Annotated in this window: 12 protein-coding genes; 11 read left to right on the top strand and 1 reads right to left on the bottom strand. The window is 47.7% G+C overall.

Features of this window, described 5'->3' with window-relative positions; all coding sequences use genetic code 11:
- Positions 1–244: 244 nt before the first annotated feature.
- From ACS5NO_RS10350 to ACS5NO_RS10300, 11 genes are all read left to right on the top strand, one after another.
- Complete coding sequence (locus ACS5NO_RS10350) at positions 245–457, top strand: hypothetical protein (protein ID WP_439415072.1); 213 nt, start codon at positions 245–247, stop codon at positions 455–457.
- Complete coding sequence (locus tag ACS5NO_RS10345; protein WP_439415071.1) at positions 447–707, top strand: CPCC family cysteine-rich protein; 261 nt, start codon at positions 447–449, stop codon at positions 705–707. Before ACS5NO_RS10350 ends, ACS5NO_RS10345 begins: the two co-directional genes overlap by 11 nt.
- A 47-nt stretch (positions 708–754) precedes the next feature.
- A complete protein-coding gene (locus ACS5NO_RS10340; RefSeq protein ID WP_439415070.1) occupies positions 755–1,234 on the top strand; it encodes a Cdi1I family immunity protein in 480 nt (159 codons plus the stop codon).
- Positions 1,235–1,320: 86 nt separating this feature from the next.
- Entirely contained in the window at positions 1,321–1,803 is a 483-nt protein-coding gene (locus ACS5NO_RS10335) for a hypothetical protein (RefSeq protein ID WP_439415069.1), read from the top strand.
- Between the two features lie 144 nt (positions 1,804–1,947).
- Positions 1,948–2,496, top strand: a complete 549-nt coding sequence (locus ACS5NO_RS10330; protein WP_439415068.1) for an RHS repeat-associated core domain-containing protein — start codon at positions 1,948–1,950, stop codon at positions 2,494–2,496.
- A gap of 355 nt (positions 2,497–2,851) precedes the next feature.
- Positions 2,852–3,187 carry a DUF6984 family protein gene (locus tag ACS5NO_RS10325; protein ID WP_439415067.1) on the top strand — a complete coding sequence of 112 codons (336 nt, stop codon included), beginning with the start codon at positions 2,852–2,854 and terminating at the stop codon, positions 3,185–3,187.
- A 373-nt stretch (positions 3,188–3,560) separates the two neighbouring features.
- The gene (locus ACS5NO_RS10320) at positions 3,561–3,836 is read left to right on the top strand and encodes a polymorphic toxin type 33 domain-containing protein (protein ID WP_439415079.1); all 276 of its coding nucleotides are present in this window, start codon (positions 3,561–3,563) and stop codon (positions 3,834–3,836) included.
- The gene (locus tag ACS5NO_RS10315; protein WP_439415066.1) at positions 3,833–4,246 is read left to right on the top strand and encodes a DUF4279 domain-containing protein; all 414 of its coding nucleotides are present in this window, start codon (positions 3,833–3,835) and stop codon (positions 4,244–4,246) included. The genes ACS5NO_RS10320 and ACS5NO_RS10315 overlap by 4 nt, the downstream gene beginning before the upstream one ends.
- Before the next feature lie 235 nt (positions 4,247–4,481).
- Positions 4,482–6,899 (top strand): SdrD B-like domain-containing protein, encoded by a 2,418-nt coding sequence (locus tag ACS5NO_RS10310; protein ID WP_439415065.1) that lies wholly within the window; start codon positions 4,482–4,484, stop codon positions 6,897–6,899.
- Between the two features lie 11 nt (positions 6,900–6,910).
- Complete coding sequence (locus ACS5NO_RS10305; protein ID WP_439415064.1) at positions 6,911–7,414, top strand: hypothetical protein; 504 nt, start codon at positions 6,911–6,913, stop codon at positions 7,412–7,414.
- A gap of 11 nt (positions 7,415–7,425) precedes the next feature.
- Complete coding sequence (locus ACS5NO_RS10300; protein ID WP_439415063.1) at positions 7,426–11,979, top strand: RICIN domain-containing protein; 4,554 nt, start codon at positions 7,426–7,428, stop codon at positions 11,977–11,979.
- Positions 11,980–11,983: 4 nt separating this feature from the next.
- On the opposite strand, the gene ACS5NO_RS10295 is transcribed toward ACS5NO_RS10300, so the two are convergent.
- Positions 11,984–13,015 (bottom strand): LacI family DNA-binding transcriptional regulator, encoded by a 1,032-nt coding sequence (locus ACS5NO_RS10295; RefSeq protein ID WP_439415062.1) that lies wholly within the window; start codon positions 13,013–13,015, stop codon positions 11,984–11,986.
- Position 13,016: the final 1 nt, after the last annotated feature.

Here is a 13,016-nt window from a genome sequence, read left to right as displayed (position 1 = left end):
AAGGATCACTAAAGATTATGAACAGACGACCAGCAGTTCAGAATCATGGCTCCTGTGGGCTAATTGTGCTTTGATGTTGAACCGATTGGCAAAATGACCAAATAATATTTCCCAACATCTTCTAAAGAGTGGAGTATCTAAGGAAATAAAACAACTATTGCTAACTTCTGGTAAGCTTCCAAGATTGGGTTTTAAATTCAGTAAACATGCTTCTGAATGGTCTCAATGGGGAACAATTTCGGAAATGGCCTATTATAACAGAGCGGTAAAGTTAGCAGAAAGTCAGGTGGGCGGAAAGATAATGGGTTTTACTTCTAAACAAGGATGGACATTTAGGTTTAACAAGGTGACAGGAGAATTTTTAACCACCCACCCAAATGGACATATAGAGACATTTTTTCGCCCAAAAAGTGGAATAGATTATTTTTTGAAGCAAGTGAAGCAATATGGACAATAATATTTTTGATAAGTACAAGTGTCCATGTTGTGGATACTTAACCTTAGATGTAAAAGCAGATAATACATTCCAAATATGCCCTGTCTGTTTTTGGGAAGATGACGGAGTGCAGTTAAATGATCCCACATATGAAGGTGGAGCAAATAATATAAGTTTAGATCAAGCAAGAGAAAATTTTAAAAAATATGGAGCTATTGAAGAGCAATTTAAGGAGTATGTAAGACCTCCTTATGAAGAAGAAATGAATTAAATAGTTGTAATCTACTATTAATTTCCCTAATGAGTCCCTGTAGTAAGATGACAACATTAACAGAAATAATTTTCAAAGGCATCTCTTCAATTTTGAATTTTAGTTTTTTAGCTGACTTGTTAATTCAAGCCAAAGATGTTCGATTCCATGCACCTGACGTCCCTTCGACTAAGAATTTTGAAAAAATTATCAACATATTTAACTCTGACAATTACATAGATCTTGTAATTACCACTGACAATTTGAACATAAACGGAAAATATATCCCCAAAGTATTTATCAATTTAGGACGCAATAACGAAGAATTTGAAATATTATTCTATTTTGATTTAAAAGACCTTCGTGGTGTTAACTTAAAAGAAAATATTGATTTTTTAAAAGATTGGTGTTATACTTTTAAAAACCAATATAATTTCACAAATTACGTTTGTCAGATTGATAATGCAGGTGAAGAAGAATATTATTTTAATAATGCTGGCTTAGGAAGTTTATACAAGAAAATAAGTCAACAATATAAGTTTAATTAAACATTTCAGACCCAGCAGAATATCACTACGATAACAATTCTAAAAAATGCAACTGGAAACAAACATTTCAACAATGCGTCAACAATTTGGAAAAAATAGATACACATAAGATGATTGGATTTAGAATCATAGAAATATTCAAGGTTAGCCTAGGGAATACATTGATGGCCTTATACTTCAATCTTGAAAAGAACAATCAAAAATTTCACTTTGATATTGAAATTAGTGACGATGGAGAAACGATTCTATATAATCAAAGAAATGAATGGATAAACTCAAAATATATTGAACACAATTTATATTCTATGAAATCTATAAAAGAAAATAGAGATAAACTATCGGCACTATTAAACACTGAAATTAAGCACATATTTTTAGGAGTAGGTAATACTTTAAAAACAAAAAAAGTAATTTACTATTTCAAAATCATTACAACTATTAACGAATTTTTATTCTTTAATAATGGCGATGAAGGTGCGTATTCTTTCGATAATATTAATGAAATATTATCGAAAGATATTTATGAGTACGAATGGATTGATAAGACTCCTATTCATTATTTTTTATAAATATATTTACTCTCAAATTTCCTATTTCAAAAAAACAAGGAAATTGGATCAAGAAATAAGACAAGGCCGAATACAAGTATTATTAAAGATATATTAGCATTACCAAGCAGTTCTTTGACACGTTGAGATAATGTATCACCTCTGTTGCCGACTTTAGTAAGTGACAACGGGGCGGTGGTCCAGCAAACGGAGTACTACGGTTTTTGTCTGGCGGTGCTGCGGCAAGGCGATGTCAACACCAACAAGTACCTCTACAACGGCAAGGAGCAACAGTTGCAAACGCCCTGGCTGGATTACGGGGCCCGGATGTACGATCCGACGATTGGGCGGTGGAGTGTGGTCGATCCGCTGGCGGAGAACTCCTTGCTGTTATCTCCTTATGCCTATGTAGCCAATAATCCGGCTCGGAATATCGATCCCGATGGGCAGGATTATCTGGATGGCATTCAAGAGCAGTATACCCGCAAGGATGGTTCGGTTGAATCCTATGATGCGGCTGGAAGAACCCAGACAATAACGCGGTTTGAAGGTGGTGGTGGTTCAAACCAATCTGGAGACGGAGATAAAAAGCAGGAAGCACCCATTAGTGGGGCTTATCCCAACGGCACCTTACGTTCTGGGCCTGAACAAAATGCTGTTATTAAAGCTACAGTACCTAAAAAATTTGGCTCGTGGTTTACTCCCGAAGAATAAGCTGCTCAGACGGGTGTTGACATTGGTAGTGCTGTGGAAAGTGGCTTCAGTTTTCTAAAGGTCGGGAGGTGGTTAAAATCTTTGTTTGAGTTTGGACAAGCGATTAAAGGAGAGGCCAAATTTACTATCCAGTTTGGAAAGATAGAAAATCAGATTTATCATGCTTTTCGACATACTGATGCATTAGGTTTGGAACGAACGATTGTAGAGACAGCGATAAAAAAACACTTTCCAAGCATTGCGTCTAAAATAACCGAAGGAAAGCCTCTAAACTCTATAATAGAAATTGCTGGACAAAGGATACAATATTCAGCGTTCAAGCTTTCAGATGGTACAATAAATATTGGAAGGATCCATGGAGTCAAATAGAAAACCTTCAGTTCAAGAAGAAAGGCTTCTTGAACTATTAGTAAAAAATGCTATAATAGATTTTCCCTTAAACTGGAAGAACAATTTGCTTGTCCGCTCAATGGAGGATGGAAAGATGGGTAGTTTATATTTATATCCAAATGGAGTTTATAATGAGAATAGGAAATTTGATAAGCAAGTTAGTGAATACCAGTTTAAAGATGAAGACAATGTCGAAGTAATAGCTTCTTTATATGTAGACGATAACGGTAATCTACTAGAACTAGATATTTGGAAAAAAGATTTTAATCCTTTGATTAATATTCCATATAAACTTGAATAAGTATGAGAAAATATCTACGACTAAGGAAAATATAGACCTAAAATATGATTTAGCAAGGCGGAGGATCTGCCCAAATATAGAAAGGTCAATAGAACAGCAAGTATTCGACTGGGTTGATAAAGTTCCGTGGGGCTTATCAGGATGCTGGCGATGGACCAGGCTAGAGAGATAACCCCGCGAGCAGCAAGAAAAAAGATAAAGTATCTGGACCTCTTCTGAGAGAATCCGGACAACCGATTAATCCCGACGGAAGTGCGTATTTTGATCCCGGTGATCGCACCAATGCCTGGCTGTTCGCTACCGATAAACGGGACGAAGATGATCCGACCCGAATTATTGATAACTTAATCACCTTGTTCAGCCTGACCAAAGTATTTGGGGGAGTAAGATTGTAGCGGTTAAACAATTAGCCGCTACAGCAGTAGAGAAAGCACTAGTTGAACAAACTAAAAAGAATTTCAATAAAATTTCAGACAATCTGTTAAAAAAGTCAGGTATTGATGCACATCAAATAAAAAAAGACTTTTTGGGAAGTAAAGCTAAAATATCTCAATACGATTTGTACAAGGATACTAAGACTAATGAGATTCTCATTCTTCAAAAAGGTGGCAAAGGAGTTCCTATTCAAACTGGTGAATTTTTAAAATGAGAACTGCGACTAGAATAAAACTTGTTTTTTCGATCTTTGGAGATCTACTTAACCCACTTTCATTTAGTGAGCTAACAGGGCTAAACCCGTCTTCGACTTGGTTAAAAGGCGACACTGTTTCCAATCGAATCAATTTATTTAGAAAAGAAACTTGTTGGACATACTCTTCTGAGTATATCGAGACCTTGTATTTAGAAGAACTCCTGGAAAATTTCTTTCAAAAATTCAGAGCAAATCTGCCTAAAGTCGCCGATTATATAAAAATCAATAATCTAGAGACAAAAGTAGATATAGTAGTAGAAATCGTAAACGATGAAAAACCATCATTATCCTTTAGCAAGCATTTCCTGGATTTAGTAGTAAAAATAAATGGAGAAATAGACATTGATCTATATTATCTGGTGGAATAAACAAAATCAGCCGAATGGGAAATGATTCGATTGAATAAAGAGCAAGTATATCACTTATAACATTTGTCAATACGTACACCGAGAAACCACTTATAGAATGAGTATAACTGCCAAATCATATTTGCTTTTACAAGCAAATGATACTACTTGCAAATTCAAGGACCATACAACATCCTTTAAAAGCTTTTTTCAACTATCTGTAACACCATAAAACAATATAGAAATCAGATGAACCATGATGAACTATCTATCAACACTGATTTTGCTCCTGTACTCGTCGATCCTATCCGCCCAGATTTCGGGACGGGTTTGGCAGGACGCAAATGCCGTTAATAGGGCAAATGGCGTAGTACGCCCGGTAAGCCCGGTGGCAGTGAAGGCTTACGGGACAGACGGGCGATTAATTGCCCAAACGACGACGGGGGCCGATGGGACGTACCAATTGGTGATTCCTCCACACCAGCCCGTCCGGTTGGAATTTGGTAATCTGGAAAAAGGCTGGCAACCGGTGTCACACACACCCCTGGTGCGGTTTGCCACAACACCCGCCGAGGTCAATCTGGCGGTGCAGCACCCTGCCAACCAGTTGGGAGCCAATCCACGGCTGGTTCAGACGGTTTATGTGAACGGCGACTACGGCGATGCGGGTGCCGATTCGCTCACGGCGGTGGTCATAACTGCGGCCTCCGGCGACCCATCCACGTTGAAACGAATCGCCACACCCCGGCAAGTGGGTTCGCTCTGGGGGCTGGCGTATGACCGAACTTCCCAACGGCTCTATGCAGCCGCCCTGGCGAAACGGCACGCCGGTTTCGGGCCATTAGGGTCGGGGGGCATCTACCGCCTGTCGCCCGACGACGGAACGGTTTTGCCCTTCATCAATCTCGATGCATTGGGCTTCGCTACGGCTCCGGCTAATCTGAAACGCGATTTGGGCAGTAGCCTTACGAGTGTCAGCCACGATTCGCTGATGTTCTCCCTGGTGGGCAAGTGCAGTTTAGGGGGTCTGGATGTAACCGACGACGGGCAGATGCTGTTCGTCATGAACCTTTACGACCGCGCCCTGTATGCCATTCGTCTGCCTGCTGATGGCGCATTACCCCAGTCCGCGGATGTAAAAAAATTTACACTGCCCCTGACAGCGGGACAATCGGGCGACGCCCAGCCTTTTGCCGTTAAAATACACAACGACCGGGTCTATGTGGGCGTTGTTGAGGATGCCAGTCATTCAAAGCGCGTTGCGGATCTAAGAGCCATTGTCTACCGATTCAATCCGAATGCCAACACACCTGCTTTTACCGAGGTTTTTAGTACGGCCTTGACTTATCCACGGGGCACGCTCGACTACGGCGTATCCGGGTGGCAACCCTGGACGGATGATTACCGGCAAGCCAGGGTTTCGTCGGCTCCCGACTGGCTCATCCATCCACAGCCTATCCTGGCTGACATTGAATTTGACACCGACGGATCGATGATTCTCGGCCTGATGGACCGACTCGGACACCAAGCCGGGGATGGACAACTCTTTCGCCCGAATCCGTCCATGCCCTTGATGCCCTACCGGGGTTTGTCAGGAGGAGATATTTTGCGGGTCGCTTTTCGGAATGGCCGCTACGACCTCGAACGAAACGGCGGTGTGGGTGACCAACTGTCGGCTGGCCGAAATAACCGACAGGGACCCACCGGGGGTGAATTTTACCACGACGATCAGTTTCAGGCCGATGGCATCGTTTGGCACCAGGAAACCGCTACGGGAGGGCTCGCTCTCCTGCCGGAGCAAGGGCAACTGGTCGTAGCCGCCCGCGAACCGGTGCCGGGTCAGTATGTGACGGGCGGTTTTCGCTGGTTTGCCAATCAGACCGGAAGTTTTGTTCGGGGGCAGGCGGTATTTCCGGGCGGTGAGCGGGCCGGTTATTTCTGGAAAACCAACAATGTGGGTGATATCGAAGTCATCGCTGACCCTCCTCCGTTGACCCTTGGCAACCGGGTCTGGAACGATCGCAACGCCAATGGCCAACAGGATGCCGACGAGCCGGGGCTGCCAGCCATTCAGGTAACGCTCCATCACGCAGGGAAATTGGCAGGACAAACCCAAACCGATCAGGCGGGTTATTATGCTTTTGATAACCAATCGGTAACTGGTGGTATACAGCCCCTGACGGACTACGAAATCCGGGTACCCCTGCAACAAACGGCTCATTCGGGCCTGAGCTTGCCCGCGCCGGATCGGCGCAAAGCGGTAGCCACCAGCCAGGCTGACCAAATTGACAATGACGCCATTCTGGCCGATCAGACGGCGCTGATTCGTTTTACAACCCCACCAGGGGGCAGGTCAATGCAGGGGTTAGACATCGGGCTTCAGTGTAGTTCCTGTGCGCCCGCCAGCCAGACTGCCGAGCCGGAACGGCTAACGCTCACGCCCAATCCGGCAGGTGTTCAGACGGCCGTACGCTATCGCGGGTATCAGCAAACCGGTGCAATGATACTCACCGTGTTTGACTTACAGGGCAAGCCCCTGATGACGACTGCCGGCAATTTAACCGATCATCAGTATACACAGACCCTCAACCTGACCAGGCTGACCAGTGGTCATTACGTCGTAACCGTCAGGGAGGGCGATCAGATAACAACCGTTCGTTTCGTGAAACACTAATTTTTATGGGTATGGAACTGCTTTTCAGGAAGGCCAAATACATGGGGCTGGTTATTTTTCTGGCTTTGGTTGGCAGCACGAGCCGATACCGCTCCGGTGCTTTACCCGTGAACCCCGCTCCGTTGGCCAAAGATTGTTTTTCGGGAAAATGGGGCAACGACTTCGTGCTTTGCGATAAGGAACGGAGTGGAAAAAAGGGGAAATCCAATCAAAAGAATCGGCTGGAAGAAGAACTGGTCCTCCAGTTTAAGGGGAAAGACAAAGGGGAACTCAGTTTTTATGATTGCCGGAATACCAAACGAAGTGACCTGTCCATCTCCTTTCATTACGAAGTAGCGAATGAAGTCATTCGCTTCTACTGGGAGGGAAAACCGGATGAGATTGAAACCTACAAAGCTGCTTTCAATTTTCGGGATACGTTTCGTTACGACTGTCGCAAGGATACGCTGGTGTTTACGGACGGTTTTCTGAATAATACGCTTTACCAGGGCAGTACGTATTTTGTGCGCCGATAATCCTCCCTTCCATGAAACCGTTTCTACTCGTTGCATTGCTGCTGTTTACTACGATCGATGCAGCAAAGGCACAAGGCCAGGTTCCTAATTTACGGCCTTCGTTGTCGCCCCAATCGCCCAATGTAGCATCGCTGGGCCGATTCGGTGAACATCCGGTTAGTTTGAATACGGGAATACCGTCGATCACCGTTCCGGTTTTCGACATCTCGGCGGGCCAGGTGCGGGTTCCGGTCAGTTTCGATTACCATGCCGGAGGGCATAAAGTAACGGATCAGGCGAGTTGGGTTGGCTTGGGCTGGGCTTTAAATACGGGCGGGGTTATTTCACGCAGCGTGACGGGTCGGCCGGATGAACTGTCGGAGATTTTGTACTGGCCCGGCGTTCATCCCACCCTGGACCCCAATGTGAGTGGAAATACGGCCTGCGACAACATATTCAATTTCTTTGAACAATATAATAACCGGGTCTACGATTCCGGGTATGATGTGTTTAACCTGACTTTTCCAGGTGGACGGACCCTTAAGTTTGTGCTCATTCCGGACGGTACGGGCAGTGTTGCCACCACCATGCCTTTCGAGCGGGTTAAAATCAACTTTATACAATCCCAAACGGGAACCATCACCGGCTTTACGGTGACCGACGAAGACGGCATCGTCTATACGTTCGACCAGACCGAATCCGTCGCTTTTAACAATGGCAGCGGACAACTCAGCTACACCAGTGCCTGGCAGCTCAGCAAAATTCAGGGAAACCGACCGGATGATCTGGTTCAGTTTTATTATACATCCGTCAGTTACAACAGTACCACCGACATCGTCGATACGCAAACCATTGTAGATCAGACTTCAGGCGATTGCAGTTTTGCCTTTCTGGGCAATCAGAATTTCACTTCTGCTGCGGTCAGTACGTATCATACCACCCGTCAGTTGCAGGAAATCGTTTTTCCGGGCGGGAAACTAACGTTTTCGCCGGAAGCTGCCAATCGGGCCGACCTACCCGGTCTAAAGGCGTTGGATTACATCGATGTGTATGGGTTCAACATTATTTCCAACACCTTCCAGCGAATCAAACGGATTGACCTCCAGCAGGGGTACTTTCCAGCAACCCAACCTCAGAATTACAGTTATCTGAATGCCCCATTGAAACTCAACGCCGTGTTGATGCAGGATATCAATAACGGGATTATCAGTAAATATCTGTTCGAATACAACATGACCCAGAACCTGCCGGGGACCCAATCGCGCAGCCGGGATGTCTGGGGCTATTTCAACGGAGCCAACAACCCGACCACGCTCATACCGGCCCAAACCGTCAACCTGTACGGCACCGCAGGCTATATGGGTTCGACAACGGTCGGCGGAGCCAATCGCTCGTGTAGCGAGCCCCACATGCAGGCCTGGATTCTGAACAAAGTAACCTACCCAACAGGCGGCTATTCCCGTTTTTTCTACGAGTCTAACCGGTATTTTGACGCAGGCATAAACGCCATCCAGTTAGCGGGCGGACTTCGGGTGAACCGAATCGAGACCCAGGCATCGGCCAATGACCCGCTTAAAGTCAAAACATACCGCTACGGCTCCGGCGAAAATGGGTACGGAACCCTCAACGTGACCCTGAACAAAAGCAGTTGGTCCAATGTGTATTCCGAACAGCTTCCCCCCGACTGCCGGCAACAAACCCGCATATTCGGCTCCAATCCCACCTCCAGCATCAGCCCGTTCGACGGCAGTCCGGTTACGTATCCGGAAGTGGCCGAGTATGAAGGCACTTACAACGGTTCGAATGAAAACGGGAAAACCGTCTACACCTTCCGAACCAGTGGTGACGTAACGTTTGGAGTAGGTGGTGGAAATTCCGGGCGAACCTATGTGGCCAGTTATCATTGGGATCGGGGGCAACTGCTCACCAGAACGGTTTATAATCAGGCCAATCAAATGCTTCATCAGCAGGTCAATACGTATATGAACCCGATAAAAACAGAACTGCCAAAAGCCGGGGTTCTGATTCTAAAAAACTTGACCTACACGACCGAATGGGCCACCTACTATTCCAATCCCAGAACCCCTCCCCCCTGCGACTACCTGCGCAACCAATACTCACCGCCCACCTACTATCCCTGGCCCAAAGGAAACATTCGGCTATTTCGAACCGAGGACTACCAGTACCCTGCGGGCAATGGCAATGCCGTCGCAACCAGTACCGAAACCGTGTACAACGCCGATTACCAACCGGCTCAGCAAACCGTTACGGCCGCTGATGGCAGCATCACCGTGCGGCAGATGCGGTACCCGTTTGACCTCAGTTTCCCAACGCCCGCTTCGGGGCCAACACGCGGCATCCAACTCCTGCGGAATCGGGGGCAGCGGAACGTTGTAATTGAAGAATATGCCTACCGAAAAAGCTATTCTGCCGATCCCAATCCGTATTTAATCGGGGGGCAATTGAATCTGTTTGAAGAAAACAGCCTCGTTCCGGGGTATGCGTTGCCAAAAGAAACACACCGGCTTCAGGTGATGGATCGTTGCTGTCTGCTGAGTAGCTACGTCCCCTTATCGCTGACGAACAGCACGGCGAACAAAGACAGCCGATACGGGCTGGAGTTGACTTATACGGCCTATGATAGCCGGGGCAATCCGCTGGAATACCTGCTGCGGAATGGTTTGCGTACACGCCTGGAATGGAATGCCTACAATCCTGGACTCATTCCTTTTTCGGTTTTCACCAGCGAAACATCCAATTACAATACCGCGGCCAGTTTAACGACCCGTTATGCCTATGATGTTCCACTCCTGGGAGTAAAAACAACCACCGATCCAAATGGCTTCGCAACCCGGTATGAATACGACCATTTCGGGCGACTGGATGCCATTCGCGACCACGACCTGAACTTGCTCAAGACCTTCGACTACAATTATGCGAACGGCGAACAAAACCCAAAAAAACTCGCTCCATTTTCAACGGTCAACAGTTCGGCCGGAAGCGGTTGTTTCTTGATTTACAATGCTTTGTCCGGCAAAGTATTACAGACGATGAACGACAACACCGTTCAGCAGCAAACGCCGGTCGGCGGGCAAACCAACCAGATCTGGCGATTCGATCAGCAACCCAATGGTGCTTTTAAGTTGACGACCCAGAATGGCAGTGGGCAGGCCCTTCAAACGAATTCGGCCAATCAGGGCGAGTTTCTGCGGATTGGGAACTATACCGGCACCACCCTTCAACTGTGGAATTTTAACGAAACCGCAGCCAACTCCCGGCAGTACCGGGTCAGTCTGTCGGCGGGTACAACCTGGGACATCGAAGGCGCAGGAGCCGGTCCTAAAGCTCAATTGTACGGCAGCATGACCAATCCCGGCGATTTTCATTATAGCCAGCCGTACCGTTTTTTCCAGCTTTTATCCGTATCCTGTCCGGGCTGTTCGGCGCCGATCCCATCCCTGTCAGCCATCCCCTCGTCTATTTGTCCGGGGCAGACAGCGACCTTAACCGCCAGTGGCTGCACCGGCGGAACCGTCACCTGGTCAACAGGAGTCGTCGGCAATACGCTGCTGGTCAACAACAGCGGTACGTATTTAGCAACTTGCACGCTCAATGGCTGCACCAGTTCGGCCGGGCAGGTAACGGTACAAACCAACGCCAATTGCGCGGGGGGCGATGCCGTCGGAAACGGTTGCTTTGTCATTTCGAGTGTTTATTCCGGCAAAGCCATGCAGGTGATGAGCGACAACACCGTTCAACAGCAAACGCAGGTTGTGGGACAGGCCAACCAAATCTGGAAATTCGAACAACAGGGAAACGGTCAGTATAAACTCACCTCGCAAAACGGGAGCGGTCAGGTGGCGTCCGTCAACGCAGCGGGCAACGGTGAGTTGATTCGTTTGGCTGCTTTTACCAATACGACCCTTCAATTCTGGAATTTTTCCCAAACCGCAGCGGGTAGCGGACAGTACTGGGTGCATCAGTCCGCCGGAAATACCTGGGATTTAAGAAGCCGTGGCGTCGACCCGGAACTTCAATTATGGGGAAGTGTTCAGAACACCTCCGATCCGGACTATGCAGGTACCTACCGAATTTTCAGGCTCACCTCGGTGGGGTGTCCTACCTCCCCGAACTGCTACTCCATTCGGTTGGTGGCCAACGGGAAACGGTTAACCAACGCGAATGGCACCCTGAAAATACAGGACCCGGACGATAGCCAGAACGGGCAAATTTGGAAACTTGACCCTGTAGGTTCTTCCACTAAGCTCACGACCATGACCGGCACGGGCCTGGTTATCGGTGCGGCTGGCGGGAATCAAACGCTGGATACCGAGCTGGTCCTCCAATCGTATACCGGTCAGGCGCATCAGCATTGGACGCAGCAGTTGGTTACTGATGGCAATCCGGGAATGAAGTACGGTTTTGTCAGCAACAACGGGAGTTTTGCCTGGTCGAGTGTCTACAATTGGGGGGGAGGAAATCCTTCCGCGCCCGCCGTGAGCGATTTCACGCTGAAACCGGTCGCCGATTTGCTCATCTATGGAGCGATGAAGTGGCTTTTAGACAGTCGAACCTGTCCCTGGTAAATCCTCAAACCGCCCTCAAAACCGGCTGCGTCGATTTGCGAATCACCAGCGTGGTGTCCAGCGTCTGGGTTTCCGGAACAAAATCGGAGCCCTCTGCCAGTTGCCGCAACAGAAGCCGGGCGGCCACGCGGCCAATTTCGTTGGTCGGCTGAACGACTGACGTGAGCGGAGGACTAACAAAGGCGCTGTGGGGCGCGTTGGAAAAACCAACCAGCGAAATATCATCCGGGATGGACAACCCGTTCTCCTGAATGCAAACCAGGGCTTCGATGGCCGTCGGATCGTTGACGGCAAACAGGGCATCGGGGCGGTCGGGCCGGTTCAACAGTTGCTGGGTGCAAAACCGGGCTTTCCCTTCCACAAAATCGCAGGGCATAATGATCGTTTCGTCGATGGGAAAGGCGTGGGCTTTCAGCGCGTCGATGTAGCCGTTCAGGCGGTTTCGGCTCATGGTCAGGTTTTCGGGGCCGGCGAGGTGGGCAATCCGCCGGCAACCCGTCTGGATCAGATGCTCGACCGCCCGGAACGCGCCCCGGTAGTCGTCCACCAGCACCTTTGATCCTTGCAATTCATCCACAATCCGGTTAAAAAATACGACCGGCAACCCCTTCCGTTGGGCCGATTGAATGTGTTCGTATTCATTCGTTTCCCGTGTAATCGCCATGATCAGTCCCTCCACCCGGCTCGACAGCATGGCCTGCAAATTGTGCTTTTCAATCTCCAGCGACTCGTTCGACTGCCCGATCATGACTTTGTAACCGGCCGCATTGGCGACCTCCTGCACCCCCAGAATCACATTCGGAAAATAGGCATGAACAAACTCCGGGACCAGCACGCCAATGATGTCGGTTTTATTTTTCCGCAAACTGGTCGCAATCGTATTGGGTTGGTAATCCAGCTCGTGGGCCAGATCCAGAACCGCCTTTTTGGTATCCGGGTTGATATCCGGCGCATTCCGCAACGCCCGGGAAACGGTTGATATCGAGACATTTAATTTAATGGCAATATCCCAGATGGTTGGTTGTTTACTTCTCATA

It is taken from the genome of Larkinella fluvii (genome assembly GCF_051857545.1).
Classification (GTDB): Bacteria; Bacteroidota; Bacteroidia; order Cytophagales; family Spirosomataceae; genus Larkinella.
The sequence above is the reverse complement of the archived record's forward strand: the minus strand, read 5'-3'. Positions and strand labels throughout refer to the sequence as shown.